Below are 16,777 nucleotides of genomic sequence, written 5' to 3' on the forward strand. Positions count from 1 at the left end.
CCTTTCTGTCTGCCTGAAGGACGGGATATCCCATGACCGCTGCTCTGTTTGAAGTGCTGCATGGCCGCTTTGCCGATGGCACCCCGGTGGCCAGCCTGGAAGGCCGCGAGGCGCGTCTGCGCAGTATTCATGATCACCTGCGCCGGTTGCTTAACGCGCGCCATGATGCGTTGCCGCACCTGCCGGAGTACGGTTTGCCGGATTTGCCCACTTTGTATGACGGCCTGCCTTATTCACTGGATGCACTGATTCGTCTGGTGCGCGATGCGATCACGAGATTCGAGCCGAGGCTTCAGCATGTGCAGGTGGCCGCGCGAGTGTCCGACACGCGCGAGTGTGTGGTGCAACTGGAAGTGACCGGCGTAGTGGAAAACGGCGAACTGGCCCGGTTCCGCACCTTCTTGCAAAGCGATGGCGGTGCAGAAGTACGCCAGGGAGTGGCCAATGCGCGAGTATTTTGAATCCGAGATGCGGCTGCTGCATGATGCGGCGGCCGATTTTGCCCGTGCCCATCCTGAACAGGCGCGGATGCTCAACCTGACCGAAGTCCGTGATCGGGACCCTTATGTAGAACGTCTGCTCGAAGGCATGGCGTTCATGGCGGCGCAGATTCGCGCCCGCATTGATGACAGCGAAGTCGCGGTCAGCGAACAACTGCTGGAACAGATGTGCCCGGGGCAACTGCGTGGCTACCCGAGCGGCACGATTCTGGCCTTTACCCCGGACGCGCATGCCCAGAGCAGCAAGTTCATTGCTGCGGGCAGCCGTGTCAGCAGTGCGCCGGTGGGCGAACATCGCCAGCGCTGCCATTTCACCACGCTCACCGATCTGCACGTGCATCCGCTGACACTGAGCGACGTGAAAGCCACCGAAACCCCGGACGGCGGCACAACCTTTGCTTTGACGCTGGTGAGCCGTGGTGGCGGCGAACTTGCCGAACTGTTGCCCGCAGAACTGGACATCTATCTGCATGCGGACCTGGCGCTGGCATTGGCCTTGTTCCGGGGATTGACTGAAAAGCCTGGTGACATTCGGGTATCGACTGACGACGGCAAGGATATCGGGCGTCTTGGCAGTGATGCCCTGAGTGCGCCGGGGCTCGATGATATCAGCATGCCCGGGCTGCTTTGCCATCGCGGGCATCCCGGGCTGGACCGCTTGCAGGACTATTTTGCCTGGCAGGCCCGTTTTCTGTTTGTGCGTCTGCGCGGTCTCGACACCCTGACGCTGCCGGACAAGACCCGACGTATTACGTTGACGGTCCCCACCGGCGTGCGGCTGCCCGCCGAGCATGCCCTGCGCGCCGATCACCTGAGGTTGAACTGTGTGCCGGCGGTCAATCTGTACCGCATGGACGCCGACCCGCTGGAAGTGGACCAGCGCAAGGCCGAGTACCGCTTCCTGCCCGACCGGCAGCGACCGGACACGGTCGTGCTGCACCAGATCGAGAGCCTGATAGGCCGCGAGCAGCGCAGCGCCCGCACCCAGACCTATGTGCCGTTTTATCAGGCGCTGACGCCGGAACAGGGCGATCATTGTTATCGCCTGACCTATCGCGATCTGGGGCTGGCCACGCCCCAGCCCTTCATCAGTTTGTCCGGCCCGGCGCTGATCTCGGCGCAGAGTCTGTCGGCGAGTGTGATCGTCAGCGATGGGCATCTGCCGCGCCGTTATCTGACAGAGAACCAGGTGAGCGAGCCAGGTGACGGGGTTCCGTCCGGCGTCAGCGTCACCAACCTGATGCGTCCCGGCAGCTACCTGCCTGCGCCCGCCCAGGCGGAGTATCGCTGGCGTTTGCAGGCGCTTATGCAGATGCCCGCCAGCGGGCTCGCCAGCCGCGACGGGATGAGCACATTGCTGGGCGTGCTGGATCGCACCGGCCGCGAGGAGCATCGCCGCCGTCGCCAGGCCTTGCAGGAGGTCGATGTGGCGCCGGTCACGCGCATGCTGGGCGGCATGCTGTATCGCGGTATCGCTGTGACCCTGAATATTGCCGAGCAGGATTTTCTGTCGCAGGCCGACCTTTACCTGTTCGGTTGTGTCATGCATCGCGTGCTCAGTGCCAGCGCGGCGATCAACGAAAGTGTCGAGCTGCGCATTGTCTGCCAGCCAAGTCAGAAGGAGTTTGCATGGGCGCCACGCTCGGGCTACGCAGCGCCGATCTGATCAATGATCTGTTGCGGCACCCTCAGGGCTTCGATTTTGTGCAGGCGATGGAACTGCTCGAAGCCAGCGACGGCGAAGGCCAGACCTTTGGTCAGGGGCTGGACGCGCGCGTGCGCCTGCAACCCAGTGAAGATCTGGTGTTTCCGGCGGCGGATATTCGTGGCTGCCGGCACGACGCCGATCGGCTGACCCTGCTGCTCGGCTTTCTGGGGTTGTATGGCGTGGATGCGCCAGTGCCGCATTACCTGCTGGATCGCACCACCGCGGAAGACGATGACGCGGCCCGGATGCGCACCTTTCTCGACATTTTCAACCAGCGCTTCTATGTGCTGATGTACCGCGCCTTGCAGATCAGCCGCCCCGCCGCCGGGCGCTTGCCCACGGCGTTTACCGGTACCGCCAGTGCGCTGTCCGGACAACTGGGTGCGCAGCCCGGCCGCCGCCGGTTTCCCGTGGGGCGGGTACGGACCGCAAATGGTTTGCGCGCACTGCTCCAGGATGACATGGCCGGGGTGCCGGTGGCGGTGGAAGACGGCCGCCCGACCTGGGAGGCACTGGGCGAAGCCTGTGTGCTGGGTGCCGCCAGTTGCACTCTGGGTCACAACACCGTGCTTGGTGGCCGTGCCTGGACCGCGAACGGCGCGATTGCCGTGCGTCTGGGGCCCATGGATGCCGCCAGCGCCCGCGAACTGCTTCCCGGCCATGCCGAGCATGCGCATCTGCGTGCCCGGGTGCGCGATTACCTGCCCGCAGGCACCGGTTTTGAACTGCATCTGCGCGTACGCCCGAATGCGCGAATAGAGGCCCATCAAGGGCTGGGCGTAGAGGAACTGCATCTGGGCTGGTCCTGCTGGCTGGGCGAACGCCTGAACGACGAATACCTGATTCGCATGACGATGACGGACACTGCAAAAGGAGATTGATCATGCATGCCGGAAACATGCGCCGTCTGCTGGAAAAGCTGAACGACACCTGCGCCAGGGCGCTGGAAAATGCCGCCGTGATGGCCGCCGCGCGCAGCGATTACGAAGTGCGCATCGAGCATCTGCTGGTGAAATTGCTGGACAGTGACCTGCGCAATGACCTGCAACAGGTGATGGCGCATACCGGCGCTGATGCAGGTGCGCTGTTCGATGAGCAGATGCAGGCCCTGTCACGGTTACGCACCGCCAATCCGGATCGACCGGTGTTTTCGGCGCGCCTGGTGCAATGGCTGGAGCAGGCCTGGCTCGCCAGCAGCCTTCACTATGGTGCGGAAAAGATTCGCAGCGTGGCCTTGCTCGACGCCCTGCTGGAACTGCTGCCGCGCATGGGCGAGCCCGCCTGCACGGCCTTGCAAGGCTTGTCGCTGGATGCCCTGCGTGAACAGCATGCTGCGCTGACGCGCGGTTCTGTAGAAGTGGCGGGCGCCACGCCCGATGTCACACCCGGCTCGGGGGCGCCTGGTCTGTCACCGTCCGGTGCCAAGGAAGAAGCCTTGCAACAGTTCTGCCAGGACTTCACCGCTGATGCCCGTGAGGGTCGTCTGGACCCGGTGCTGGGCCGGGGCGACGAGATCCGCATGGCCATCGACATCCTCTGCCGTCGCCGCAAGAACAACCCGATCCTGGTGGGCGAGCCTGGCGTCGGCAAGACTGCCGTGGTGGAAGGCCTGGCCCTGTGCATTGCCGAAGGCCGTGTGCCCGACGCGTTGAAAGACGTACGCATTCTCGGCCTCGACATCGGCCAGTTGCAGGCCGGTGCCAGCGTAAAAGGGGAATTCGAGCGACGCCTCAAGCAGGTCATCCAGGAAATCCGCAACGCCACCCAGCCTGTCATCCTGTTTATTGATGAAGCGCATACGCTGATCGGTGCGGGCGGCGAAGCCGGCCAGAACGATGCGGCCAATCTGCTCAAACCCGCCTTGGCACGCGGCGGCATGCGCACTATCGCGGCCACGACCTGGTCGGAATACAAACGCTACTTTGAACGCGATGCCGCGCTGGATCGTCGCTTTCAGCGAGTCAGTGTTGATGAGCCAGATACCGATCGCGCCCTGCTGATGCTCAGCGGCCTCAAGCAGACCTATGCGCGCCACCACGGCGTGCTGCTCACCGATGCCGCACTGGAAGCGGCCGTCCGCCTGTCGCAGCGTTACATTGCTGGGCGCCAGTTGCCGGACAAAGCCATTGATGTGCTCGACACGGCCGCCGCGCGGGTGCGCCTGAGCCAGGCCACCCAGCCCCGCGATCTGGAGCAGGACGCCGAGCAGCAAGATTATTTCACCCGCCGCCTGAGTGCGCTGGAAGAAGATGCCAGCCACGGCATCACCGTGAACGAACGCCTGCGTGGTCAGTTGCAGCATGAGCTCGCCCAGGCTGCCGAGCGCATGGACACCACGCGTGGCCGCTGGGATCAGGAGCGCGAACTGGTCGCCGCCCTGGACGGCAGCCGCGAACGCCGCGCCGCCTTGCACGCTGTACAGGGCAATGCCCCCCTGGTGCACCCGGAAGTCAACGCCGCCACGGTGGCGGGGGTGATCGCTGACTGGACCGGCATTCCCCTTGGCCGCATGGTGCGTGACGAAGTGCAGGCGCTCGCCAGCCTGGAATCACGCCTGGCCGGGCGCGTGGTCGGCCAGGACAGCGCCCTGGCCGCCATGGCCCGCACCTTGCGCGCCGCCAAGGCGGGCCTGCGCAAACAGGAAAGCCCCCTTGGCGTTTTCCTGCTGGCCGGCCCCAGCGGTGTTGGCAAGACCGAGAGCGCTCGCGCCCTGGCTGACGAACTGTTTGGCGGTGAACGCTTCCTCGTCAGCATTAACATGAGCGAATACCAGGAAGCCCACACCGTGTCGCAGCTCAAGGGCAGCCCACCCGGGTATGTGGGCTACGGCGAAGGTGGCGTACTGACCGAAGCCGTACGCCAGCGTCCCTATTCAGTGGTGCTGCTGGATGAAGTGGAAAAGGCCCATCCCGATGTCATGAACCTGTTCTACCAGGTGTTTGATCGCGGCGTACTGCGCGACGGCGAAGGCCGCGAAATCGACTTCCGCAACACCGTGATCCTGATGACCTCGAACCTCGGCAGCGACACGTTGCAACGGCTGGCTTTGCCACCGGAGGACGAGACGGCTGACGCCGATCCAGCCACGCCTGAGCAGGCCTGGACACCCCCCACCGACCGCGAACTGGTAGACGCCATCGAGCCCGACCTGCGGCGCCATTTCGCTGCCGCCTTGCTGGCCCGCATGCAGGTGATTCCCTACCGCCCCCTGGACCGCGAGACCCTGGACGCCGTGGTCCTGCTGCGACTGGAGGCCGTCGCCGAGCGCCTGCGTGATGCCCACGGCATCACCCTGCGGGTGGATGATGCGGTGGTGCGCCACTTCGCCGCCCGCTGCGAAGTGGCAGAAAGCGGCGCGCGCCAGGTGGAATCGGTGATCGAACAACAACTGATGCCCGGCCTGGCCCAGCAACTGCTCGCCTACATGGCCGAGGACGACATGCCGGACCTGCTGACCCTGGAGCTGGATGAGAACGGCCATCTGAGCGCCGTTTTCGCGGATACCGAGGCGCCGGAGCAACTGCGCGCCTGAGCGTATTCGGCACAAAAAGCGCAACAGAAAAAAGGAAAGTCATCATGGACGCTGACACACTCAAGAATGCAGCAACTTCCGCCGTCAAGAAAGCGGCGTCACGGGCCAGCCAGCGGATGGATGCGCCGCTGAGCCGTTTCTTTGTTGATGTCGCGGGGATGGGAGAGTCCGCTTTTTCGGTGGAGAATTTTCGTAGTCAAGATGTTGCCCTGTCCTGTCTCGGCGAGTTCGAGGTCAACGTCCTCGTGCGGGCACCTGTGGGCCTGGACGCGCTGGTGGGCGCCCCGGCCCGACTTCGTCTGGTGGGCTCTGGCGGCACGGAAAGCGTGCTGGCGCTTCAAGTGCGTGCGGTGCAGGAACTGCCTGCCAGCCCCGAAGGGGCTCGCCTTGGCCTGCAACTGGTGTCCCCGTTGTATGCGCTGGCTTGCCGACGCCATAACCGGGTATTTCTCAATCGGACGCTGGAAGAGATCATCCAGCAGGTGATGACCGACGCCGAGTTCAGCGCCGATAGCCTTGATATCTGCTTCAAACAGCCTCAACCGGCGCGAGCGATGGTGGTTCAGTACGAAGAATCGGACATGGACTTCCTGTCGCGCCTGCTGGCACGGGATGGCGCCTTCTACACCGTCAAGCCCGGCGCCCAGGGGGCCGCCTTCCTGTTCTATGATGACAGCCGTGACCTGGCGGATACACTTGGCGGCGCACGCCTGGATTTTCATCCGGAGAGTGGTCAGGCGGCGGGCGGCGAGCGCGTCTTTCAGCTTTCCCGCAAAGTGAGCTGGATGAGCGCGGGCGTGAGCCTGTCTGATTACAACCCGCAAGCGCCGGACCGCCCCCCGCTGGGTGAGGCCCAGTGTCGGGGCGGGCAAGGTCATCTGCAACACTGGGGGCCTCAAGCGGAGGACAGCGATCAGGCTTGCCAGCTAGCCACTATCCGGGCTCAGGCGCTGGACGTGCAGCGCCACACTCTTACAGCTCGCGCCGACAGCGCGCAGCTGCTGCCGGGCATGGCGCTGACGCTGACCAATCACCCGGAGCACAACGGTGACTGGCTGGTGGTGGCTGCCGCCATTCAGGGCGACCAACGTGCCGGACATGCCTTTGGCCAGAACAGCGATCGGCCCGGCCTGCTCAGCGAACTGACCCTGATCCCGCTTGAAATGCCCTACCGTTGCGCGGCCGCCTGGCAACGCAAGCCGGTGCACGGCAGCTTTTCGGCACGGGTGGAAGGCGACGGCGGCGACTACGCCTACCTTGATGATCAGGGCCGCTACCGGATCCGTTTACCGTTCGATGGCGGTGACAGCCCCGAAGGTGAGGCCACCCCGCCGGTACGAATGATGCAGCCCTACGGCGGACCTAATAGCGGGATGCATTTGCCGCTGCACGCCGGGACAGAAGTGCTGCTCAGCTGCGTTAATGGCGATATCGACCGCCCTGTGATTCTCGGGGCGATCAGTAATCCGCAAACCCCGACGCCGGTCACGGCCAGCAATGCCAGCCAGCATATTCTGCGCACCCGAGGCGGCAACGAACTGCTGATGGAAGATCGCGCCGGGGAAGAGCGTATAGAACTGTTCACCGCTGACCGGAAGAATCGCTTGAGCCTGGATGCCAGTGACAGCGGGCATCAAGTGACGCTGGAGACGTTGGAAGGTGATATGGAGATCCTTGCTGGTGGGCATATGACCGTTGAGGTGGGTGCCTCGCAGAACGAAACGGTTGGAGAAACCAAAACGGTGACCGTCACCGAGGATCTGAAGCTGATGACCCGGGAGGGGATAATCGAACTCCAGGCGGGTGCCGACCTGTTCTTCAAATCCACCGACAGCCTCCGCCTGACAGCTGAGCAAGGCGACATCGATGTGCACGCGGGTGAAAACCTGATTGCTCGCAGCGACGGCGATACGTCTGTGGAGGTGCCCAATGGCGATGCCCGAGTGCTGGTAGATCGTGGTGATTTCAGCGCGGAGGTCAACGGCGCTCTGACGCTGCGTGGTGGCGGCAATGCGCCCATGCGGTTTAGCCAGGGTGGCGGCAGCATCGAGATATCCCCCTCCGGTGATATCGTCATTGACGGTGCGGTGGTGGATATTTCCGGCAATACCATCAAGGTAGATGGCCAACAGATCGGTGGAAACTGATTCGCAGGGGGCGGGAAATGGATGTCAAGAACAAAGCCGGTGAATTGCTGAAACAGCAAGGTGAATCGTGGTTTGAGTCTGTCACCGGAAAGCATACCGGTATCGAAACCTTCACTTTTACGGTCGATGGTTTGTTGCTGGATGGCTATGCCACCGAGCTGGAAGAGGGTCTCAGTCAGGTATCTGCTTACAGGGTCTATTGCGCCGTCGCGGCGGGCAGTAACAGCGACGCCTTGTTGGGCAAAGCGGGACGACTCACACTGACCAGCCGCGATGCGCTAGGCCGGGATATTGTGGGTGTGGTGACTTGCATAGATCAGCAAGCTCTCTTGCCTGATGGCCGCGAGCAGTGGGTGTTTGATATGCACTCGGGTCTGATCCGGCTCTCTTTGCGCCAGCGCTGGCGCATTGTTCACCGGCAAAGCGTGGTGGAGATCGTTGAAAACGTGTTTCGTGACCACGGCCTCGCCGTCGATAACCGCCTGACCCTCGATTATCCCGTCAAACCCTGGACCGCCCAGGTCGGCGAAAGCGATCTGGCCTTTGTGCAGCGCCTGCTGGCTCACGCGGATATCTGGTTCAGCAGCGAGTCTGATGAGCACGGTGAAGTGGTTGTTCTCGCCGACAGCTATCAGGGTGCCAGTCGGGCGCAACGAGCCGGGCTGACTGTGCGCGCCCAAAGCGGCGCAGTACGGGCTATCCAGGGTATGGAGAGTGTCGCATTGGACGGCGCTTTCCGCCGTGTCGGGCATGCGGATTTCTATCGTCAGCAACAACGAGAGAGCCTGCATCTCAGCGGTCCGGCGGGCGATGTCGGACCCGGCCAGTGGCTGCCCGTGGAAGGCCACGGCAACTGTTTGATCATCCACAGCAAAACCACCCTGGCATTGCCCCGCGAGCACCAGGGCAACGACCCCCAGCCGCTGCGCTGGGAGGCGGAAGCCATCGCCTTCAACCAGCCGTTTCTGCCACCCATCCCGGCCAAACCCGACATACCGCTGGTGTTTCCTGCCAGGGTGGAATCCACGGAGCCCTACGCGCAACTGACCGGCAGTGGCCTGCGCAAGGCCCGCATTGCCTTTGATGAACAGCTCGCAGCGGCAGGCGAAGCCAGCCCGCCGCTGCGACAACTGCAACCCTTCGGCGGCCCACCTACCCACAACGGCCAGCCCACCGGCTGGGACTGGCCGCTGCGCGATGGCGCCGATATCCTGCTGACCTGTCTGAATGACGACCCGGACCAGCCACTGATTCTGGGCTATGCGCCTTGCACCACCCAGCCTGGGCCAGTTGTTGGTGAAAACCGCCATCAGCACAAGCTGATGACCCCCGCAGGGCATCAACTGGCACTGGACGATAAACAACAGGCTGAAGCGATCACGCTGCACACTCCCGACGGCCGTTGTCTGCTCAAGCTCGACGCCCAGAGCGACAGTCCGATAGTGCAACTGGCCTGCGACCAGGGTGCGCTGACGATGCGGGCAGACCGGAACCACGACACTCGGGTCGGCCTGAACCACGCCACCTATGTGGGCGAGAGTCAGATGACTCAGGTGGGCCAGGATGCCCGCATGACGACCGATCGGGGCGTGATCCATCACCAGGCCGCCACGGATATCACCTTGCGTGCCGCCCGGCAGGCCAGACTCGCGTCAGGCCGCAATCTGGAGCTGCATAGCGGCGCCAATACGATGATGCGCATGGAAGGTCATGTCCGTCTCGAAGCCCGCAGTGGGATGATGATGCGTATTGGCGGCCAGCTGCATTTGCAGGCTGACGGTGCTATTGCTATCACCGGGACCGGCGGGGGCGATTTGACCATTCACCAGAATGGCGCCGGCTTCAGCATCAAGAAAGACGGCACCGTCCGTCTGTTCGGCAACACGGTCACAATCAAAGGCCAGCAAGGCGTGATGTTCAACGGCCAGATGCACTACAACCTGGGTCAGGGTGCCAAAGCTGACAGTCCAGTGCCAATCCAGCCCCTTGCTTTGACTGCTATTCCTGTGCTCAAGGCGCCTCCACCGGGGGGGCTCTGTTTGCATCATTGCTGGAAAGATGGCGCCCCTGTGCCGGACATGCCCTATCAGATCTATCTGCCCGGCGGTGAAGTAAGACGTGGCCATCTCGATAGTGACGGCTGGGCTCAGGAGGAGGATCTGCCCACATTCCTGCCGCTCTCGGTACATTTTGGTGACGAGCCAGAGGAGCTTGACGAAGAAATCGAGAGTGTGCGCCAACAAATAGCGGCGGTGCTCGAGGCGATAATTGCCGAGAAGCGAGAAGAAACCGCTCGACTGGAAAAGGAAATGGCAGACGCCTCTTTACTCGGCAATGGCTGGCGTTACTACACCGCCTATTTGAGCGGGGCTTGGGATGCTGCCACTGGCGCGGTGGAATTTGTGATTGACGTGCTGAGTTTTGCCGGTCGAGTGGCTCATTATGGTAGCCCCAGGCGGCGTCTCCAGACGACGTTGCAGAGCGCCTGGGAGGCCAGTCGTAATGCAGAAAGCAGTGAAAGTGGTTGGCGGGAACGCTTTCTGAGCAGTTATGGGGAGAACGAGAAAGATGCACTGGTTGAGGCACTGGGGTTTGATCCTGCGGCTATTTCCCGCGAAGACCTGGCGATGGCTTGGGAGATTACGGTTCTACTGACAACAGACAGTGACGTGCAGTCGCAGATCATGAGTTTCGTCGGTGAGTATTCGGGCGCGATGCACGGCACGGACTGGGCCTATGTCGGCGGCGCCGTGGTCTTTGAAATCATTCTTACCGTGGTGCTGATTGCGGTTACCGGGGGAGTGGGTGCCGCCGCCAGGGGTGCAGGCGAACTCCGCCATGCTCGCCATCTGGAAGCACTGTCGGAACCCGTCATGCGGCTGGGTGACCTGCTGCGTCGCAAACGGCTACAGGGCACGCAACGCAGCATGCGCGGTGGTGGCAACGTCGAACGTGTCAGCGATCTGCCTCCGGCGCCACGCATGGCGCATGGCTTCCCGCGCTTGCCCGCTCCGGAGAACCTGCGCGAAGCTGTGACCCGGCTGGGCTGGGTTCGCCAGCGACTGGTGCGCAAAGGCTATCAACCCAAGTACAGCGATACCGAGCTGCGGGCCATGGCAGCCAGCAACCGGATTGAATCGGAACGATTCCATGTGCGGATCATGCCGAAGAGATTTGTTGATAGCGATGGTGTAAACCGTGGTGGCGCGCTGGGCCAATCACTGGAAACCCAAAGCGGCCGTGGGCCGAAGTACTGGTCCACCACCTTCGATCAGATCGAGGATGCCGATACGGATCCCCGCCTGCTGATGGCCAAGCTGGGTCTGGATCCGGTGACAGAACCCCATGTGATGGTGATTATCGACACCCAGGCTGCACGATCAGTGGCGCCCACTCGTACGTTGGTGCCCACCTATGAGAAGTTGGGTGACTTTGCCAGCAGTGAGCTGCCGAGGCGCTTCCCTGCGGACCAGGTTCGGCAGATTATGACGCCTGAATTTCAGGCAGAGTATGCCAGGCATTATAGTGCGGCCAGGGCGTCGGGCGTTATGACTGATGGCGCAGATGTTGATGGATTCTCGAGATACCTACGCCGAGAAGTGGCTAATCCGGATCAGCGTCAACTATTAAGCAAGCGGTTTGAGATGCAGAAAGAAATTGGCAATAACGATCATTATCTGGGTAATGGCCTGACCAGAAATCTGGTCGAAGGGGTCGATAACGAGTTCGGCGCGGTAGAGACGTTCAATTTTCAGGTTCGCGATGCGAATCTGAAGCAGTTTGGCGATGCCATCGATATTATTGACCTAATGGAGATAACCCCGCGATGAATATAAAGAAATTTCTTCCGCCACTTCCAGAGATTGACCATCATAGCCGATTGCCGAACGGCATGGATGAAATTGGAGCATTGCGTGACTCTGAAACGACGCAGCAATATTTTCTATATAAGTACAGAAAAAACCTGATAGTTTTCCGGTACAGGATTGGTAGCTACAAAGGAGCAGAGGAGTATATTCAAGCGCAAATCGATCTGCCTCTCGGCTTTCTTGATTGGTTTCCGACGGAGCTGATCGATTACCGAAAGCCGCCTTCGGAAGGTGGTGCAACGGAGTTTCATATGACCCCGGGGGACAAGGTGGTGGAAGGCGAGACCCTCTGTATTATCCGCGAAATGGGCGACCGCAATTGGCCTGCCAGTGGGCCACCGCCGGGGTATGCGGTGGAAAACGCCAGTCGCCAAACACATATGGGTTTTGATGATTCTCAAACGATGAGTTTCTCCGAACATTTTCTGTTCGAGGGCGGTTTCCTGGATCTGATACGCAGACTGGGTGCGCAGTACAAGGCCGGCCTGCTTTGACCGGTCAGGCCTTGCGATGTTGACCCATGATCGCGCGGGGGCTCAATCCCCCGCCAACACCACCTCTGCCTCAAACGCCGACATAAACACCTTCCCGGTCAGCTGCTCCAGCAGACTCGAGCGCTGCAGCCGGTCCAGTACCGGGCCTTTCACCTCGGCGAAGTGAAGTTGCAAATCCCGTTGCCGCAGATTGCTGTTCAGGCTGTGCAGCATATCCAGCGCGGTGCTGTCCACGCGGCTGACGGAGGACATGATCAGCACCAGATGCTGTGCCTCGGGTTGGCGATCCAGTTCTGCCAGCACGCGATCTTCCACGGCGCGTACGTTGCCGAAGAACAGGCTTTCGTCGATGCGCAGGAACAGTACGGATTGATGTGTCTGGGTCTCGTAACGCTTCACGTTGCGGAAATGTTCGGTGCCGGGCATGCGGCCGACCACCGCGATATGGGGGCGGCTGGCGCGCCAGATCAGGGTGGCCAGGGACAGGCCGATACCGATGCTGATGCCGGCTTCGACGCCGAACAGCACTACGCCGGCGAAGGTGCCGAGCAGGGCGACGGCGTCGGTCCGATCGTAGCGCCAGGCGTGGCGCAGGGTGCGCAGGTCGATCAGCCCGCCTGCGGCGACAATGATGGTGGCGGCCAGTACGGTCAGGGGCAACGCGCTGAACAGTCCGGTGAATCCGAGCAAGACCAGTGCCATCAAGGCGGCCGCAAACAACCCTGCCACCGGGGTCCGGGCGCCGCCTTCGGCGTTGACGACGGTGCGCGCAAAACTGCCGGTCACCGGAAAGCCACTGTTGAACGCGCTGGCGATGTTGGCGGCGCCGAGGCCGCGCAGTTCGGCGTCCGGGTTCAGGCGGTGGCCGCTGCGGGCGGCCATGGCCTGGCCAATGGAAACGCTTTCGACAAAGCCGACCAGGCCGATGATCAGCGCGGGCAGCAGCAGCGCCTGAACCAACGGCCAGTCGCCGCGAGGCAGGATCAGGGGCGGCAGGCCGGCGGGCAGGGCGCCGACCACGGCGAGTGCGTCGTGCCAGCCTTGCAGGTGTACAAGCAGAATCGACAGTATCACCACCAGCATCGGCGTCAGGCGGCTGATCAGGGCGGCGCGCACAACGGGCAGCCCCAGACGCACCAGCAGCCGGGCCAGAAAAAGTCGCGACAGCAGTAACAGGATCAAGGCGGCGATCCCGAGCAATGCAGTCAGCGGCAACAGGCCATCGGCCTGGCGCAGCAGGGCGAGGAGCAGTGTGATGGCGGTATCGCCTTGCGCGTCGATCCCCAGCAGCGGGCGCAACTGGCCAATGATGATGAGCACGGCGGCGCCGGAGATAAAACCGCTGATCACCGGGTGGCTGAGCAGTTGTGCCAGCACGCCCAGGCGCAGCAGCCCGAACACGAACAACATGATGCCGGACAGCAAGGCCAGCAGTGCCGCAGCGGCCACATACTCCGGGCTGCCGGGTGTGGCCAGCGGCGCCAGCGTGGTCGCTGTCATCAGCGCCAGCACGGCCACGGGGCCCACCGACAGCACGCGACTGGAGCCGAACATGGCGTAAGCCACCAGCGGCAGCAGGCTGGCATACAGACCAACATGAGGGGGCAGCCCGGCGAGCACCGCATAGGCCAGCCCCTGGGGCACCAGCAACAGCGTGGCGACCAGCGCGGCGGTCAGGTCACCGCCCAGGTCCTGGCGGCGATACTGTTTCGCCCAGTCCGGGGTCAGGCGTGCGAGGTGCCGGGGCAGTTTCACGTTATCGGCTCGCGCTGCGGCGTTCCATCAGTTCGAACGCGGCCATGCCGGCCAGCATGGCGACAACGAACACCATGGCCTTGGCCTCCAGGGCGCCGAATGCCACCAGTGCCGGTCCCGGGCAGAAGCCCGCCAGGCCCCAGCCGACACCAAAGCCCAGGCTGCCGAACACCAGTCGGCGATCAATGTCGCGCTTGGTGGGCAGGCGCATGGGTTCACCCAGCACCGAGACCTTGCGTTGCCCGGCGAGCCGGAACGCGATCAGCCCCACGGCGATGGCGCCCCCCATGACCAGTGCCAGGGACGGGTCCCAGGCACCGGCCAGATCCAGAAACGCCAGGACCTTCGCCGGGTTGGCCATGCCCGCGACCAGCAAACCGATACCGAACAGCAAACCGATCAGGAATGACGAGAGTGTGACGCGTTGCATGGCTCAGCCTCCCAGCAGATGGCGCATGACAAAGACGGTGGCGAAACCGGTCCCCATAAAGGCCAGTGTGGCGACCAGCGAGCGGGGTGACAGGCGCGACAGGCCGCAGACCCCGTGACCACTGGTGCACCCTGCGCCATAGCGGGTGCTGACGCCGACCAGCAACCCGGCGATGATCAGCAGCGGGTAGTCGGCATCAATCTGCAGGGGCGGCAGGTCCCCGGCCAGCATCCATGCGGTGGGCGCCAGTACCAGCCCCAGCACAAAAGCGGCGCGCCAGCCGATGTCGCCACGTTGCGGTGCCAGCAGCCCGCCTGTGATCCCGGAGATGCCGGTAATGCGGCCATTGAGCAGAATCATGGCGGCCGCAGCCAGGCCGATGAGTGCCCCACCCAACAGGGCGCTCCAGGGCGTAAAGGCGGCCCAGTCAATAGTCATGCGTCCTCCTCGCAAAACAGTTCGTACAGGGTCTGTAATAACTGCAATACCCGCGGCTCGGCAATGCGGTAGAACACCTTCTTGCCTTCCCGCCGTGTGGCCACCAGGCCTTCGCGGCGCAACACGCCCAGTTGCTGGGACAGGCTGGGCTGGTAAATGCCCAGGCGATCCTCCAGGTCGCTGACACACAGCTCTTCCTGGCTCAACTGGCATAACAACAGCAAACGGTCCTGGTGCGCCAGTGAGCGCAACATCTGCGTGGCGCCGTCAGCGGCCTGGCGCATGGCCTCAATGCTCAGTTCCGAGGTGTCCGGCATGGACGGCTCCCTCTATCGGTTGGATCGAATCATTATATTGAAATACAATATATCTGCAAGTATATTGTATTCAGATACCTCATCCGGCCATTCATGACAGGAGGCCTCATGGCAGCACAGACGCCAACACAGACAAGCGCCCCGGCAACGGCTCGCCCGCAGGTGAAGCCCTTTCTGGACCGCGACACGGAAACCTGGAGCTACGTGGTCTATGACCAGCGCGGCGGCCACGCTGCCATCATCGACCCGGTACTGGATTTCGACAACAAGTCCGGCCGCACTCACACGGCAGGCGCCCGGCGTCTGGCGGATTTCGTGCGCCAGGAAGCGCTGACGGTGGACTGGATTCTGGAGACGCATGCCCATGCGGACCACCTGTCGGCGGCGCCCTTCGTGCGCGAGCAGGTGGGTGGCAAGATCGCGATTGGTGAAAAGATCCGTGACGTGCAGAAGATCTTCCGTGAAGTCTTCAATCTGGAAAAGCAGTTTCTCTGTGATGGCAGCCACTTCGACCATCTGTTCGCTGAAAACGAAACCTTCCGGATCGGCGAGCTGGAGGGGCGGGTGATCTACACGCCCGGTCACACCCCGGCGGACATGTCCTGGTTGATTGGCGATGCGCTGTTTGTGGGGGACACCCTGTTCCTGCCGGATGTCGGCACGGCGCGGTGCGATTTCCCCGGCGGCGACGCGGCCACGCTGTACCGTTCGGTGCACAAGCTGCTGGCGCTGCCGGACGACACGCGCATGTTCATGTGCCACGACTATCCGCCGACTGACCGTGAACACCGCTGCGAGACCACGGTGGGTGAGCAGAAGCGCAGCAATATCCATGTGCGTGAAGGCATCAGCGAAGCGGAGTTTGTGGTCATGCGCGAGCAGCGCGATGCCACACTGGAGATGCCGCGCCTGATTCTGCCGTCGATCCAGGTCAATATCCGGGCCGGACAAATGCCGCCCGCCGAGGACAATGGTGTGGTCTACCTGAAGGTGCCAGTGAACCGGCTGTGACCCATGCGGTTGCAGCCCCCCGGGTCATCCTGTGTAACATGCGGTGCAAACCCGCCGCGCAGGATGGCCTATGCCCCGCTCTGTTGCCCGTGCCCTGCAGCGTGCACTGCTGCTGGTCCTGACCGCCGCTGTGCTGCTGCTTTTCTATCTCTGGTTCACCTTGCTGAGCCCCTTCGGCTATAACCCGCCTCCGGACCTGCCTGCGATTGATGCGCAGCACCCGCACGAGGTGTTTGCCTACGGCACACTGACACGCCCCTGGGTGCGGCGCCTGGTCATGGGGCGCGCTGGGGAGGCGCGCCCGGCGGCGCTGCCCGGCTATCGGCGCGAAGGGCTGGATATCCTGCCTGACCTGTCGGCCTCTACGGACGGCGTGGTGGTGGAGGTCGATGCCCGCGAACTGGCCCGGCTGGATCGTTACGAACGGCTGGGTATCCGCTATGAGCGAGTGAGGAAGACGCTGGAAGATGGCAGTGATGCCTGGGTTTACCAGCGCATCACCGGCGGGGAGGTGTCGCCCTGAGTCGCGCTGCATCACAAACTGCTGTACACGTATTCTGCAGGCTGTGCCACGCT

13 protein-coding genes are annotated in these 16,777 nt (G+C 62.8%); 9 read left to right on the plus strand and 4 right to left on the minus strand.

The window, feature by feature from the left end; translation table 11 throughout:
- Window positions 1-32 precede the first annotated feature (32 nt).
- The 7 genes from tssE to DKW65_RS15765 are packed head-to-tail and all read left to right on the plus strand — an operon-like array spanning window position 33 to window position 12,250.
- The gene (tssE, locus tag DKW65_RS00465) at window positions 33-461 is read left to right on the plus strand and encodes a type VI secretion system baseplate subunit TssE (RefSeq protein ID WP_111655403.1); all 429 of its coding nucleotides are present in this window, start codon (window positions 33-35) and stop codon (window positions 459-461) included.
- Window positions 445-2,166: a type VI secretion system baseplate subunit TssF gene (gene tssF / locus DKW65_RS00470; RefSeq protein ID WP_162925621.1), complete on the plus strand. Its 1,722-nt coding sequence runs from the start codon at window positions 445-447 to the stop codon at window positions 2,164-2,166. Before tssE ends, tssF begins: the two co-directional genes overlap by 17 nt.
- Window positions 2,130-3,089, plus strand: a complete 960-nt coding sequence (tssG, locus tag DKW65_RS00475) for a type VI secretion system baseplate subunit TssG (RefSeq protein ID WP_111655405.1) — start codon at window positions 2,130-2,132, stop codon at window positions 3,087-3,089. Before tssF ends, tssG begins: the two co-directional genes overlap by 37 nt.
- Before the next feature lie 2 nt (window positions 3,090-3,091).
- Window positions 3,092-5,740, plus strand: a complete 2,649-nt coding sequence (gene tssH / locus DKW65_RS00480; protein WP_111655406.1) for a type VI secretion system ATPase TssH — start codon at window positions 3,092-3,094, stop codon at window positions 5,738-5,740.
- Window positions 5,741-5,784: 44 nt separating this feature from the next.
- Window positions 5,785-7,887 (plus strand): type VI secretion system Vgr family protein, encoded by a 2,103-nt coding sequence (locus DKW65_RS00485; RefSeq protein WP_111655407.1) that lies wholly within the window; start codon window positions 5,785-5,787, stop codon window positions 7,885-7,887.
- A gap of 17 nt (window positions 7,888-7,904) precedes the next feature.
- Window positions 7,905-11,717: a type VI secretion system Vgr family protein gene (locus DKW65_RS00490; RefSeq protein WP_111655408.1), complete on the plus strand. Its 3,813-nt coding sequence runs from the start codon at window positions 7,905-7,907 to the stop codon at window positions 11,715-11,717.
- A complete protein-coding gene (locus DKW65_RS15765) occupies window positions 11,714-12,250 on the plus strand; it encodes a hypothetical protein (protein WP_162925622.1) in 537 nt (178 codons plus the stop codon). The genes DKW65_RS00490 and DKW65_RS15765 overlap by 4 nt, the downstream gene beginning before the upstream one ends.
- Before the next feature lie 42 nt (window positions 12,251-12,292).
- Here DKW65_RS15765 and DKW65_RS00500 read toward each other — a convergent pair whose 3' ends face one another.
- Genes DKW65_RS00500 through DKW65_RS00515 form a run of 4 tightly spaced genes read right to left on the minus strand, consistent with a single transcriptional unit; the run spans window position 12,293 to window position 15,190 of the window.
- Window positions 12,293-14,005 (minus strand): SulP family inorganic anion transporter, encoded by a 1,713-nt coding sequence (locus DKW65_RS00500; protein WP_245932356.1) that lies wholly within the window; start codon window positions 14,003-14,005, stop codon window positions 12,293-12,295.
- A 1-nt stretch (window position 14,006) separates the two neighbouring features.
- Window positions 14,007-14,435 (minus strand): DUF6691 family protein, encoded by a 429-nt coding sequence (locus DKW65_RS00505; protein ID WP_111655410.1) that lies wholly within the window; start codon window positions 14,433-14,435, stop codon window positions 14,007-14,009.
- Window positions 14,436-14,438: 3 nt separating this feature from the next.
- The gene (locus DKW65_RS00510) at window positions 14,439-14,873 is read right to left on the minus strand and encodes a YeeE/YedE family protein (protein WP_111655411.1); all 435 of its coding nucleotides are present in this window, start codon (window positions 14,871-14,873) and stop codon (window positions 14,439-14,441) included.
- On the minus strand, window positions 14,870-15,190 hold the full coding sequence (locus DKW65_RS00515) for an ArsR/SmtB family transcription factor (RefSeq protein ID WP_111655412.1): 321 nt from the start codon (window positions 15,188-15,190) through the stop codon (window positions 14,870-14,872). Before DKW65_RS00515 ends, DKW65_RS00510 begins: the two co-directional genes overlap by 4 nt.
- A 108-nt stretch (window positions 15,191-15,298) precedes the next feature.
- Between DKW65_RS00515 and DKW65_RS00520 the strand changes: the two genes are divergently transcribed.
- Window positions 15,299-16,201 carry an MBL fold metallo-hydrolase gene (locus tag DKW65_RS00520; protein ID WP_111655413.1) on the plus strand — a complete coding sequence of 301 codons (903 nt, stop codon included), beginning with the start codon at window positions 15,299-15,301 and terminating at the stop codon, window positions 16,199-16,201.
- Between the two features lie 70 nt (window positions 16,202-16,271).
- Entirely contained in the window at window positions 16,272-16,724 is a 453-nt protein-coding gene (locus DKW65_RS00525; protein WP_111655414.1) for a gamma-glutamylcyclotransferase family protein, read from the plus strand.
- Window positions 16,725-16,777: the final 53 nt, after the last annotated feature.

It is taken from the genome of Isoalcanivorax indicus (assembly GCF_003259185.1).
GTDB classification, from domain to species: domain Bacteria; phylum Pseudomonadota; class Gammaproteobacteria; order Pseudomonadales; family Alcanivoracaceae; genus Isoalcanivorax; species Isoalcanivorax indicus.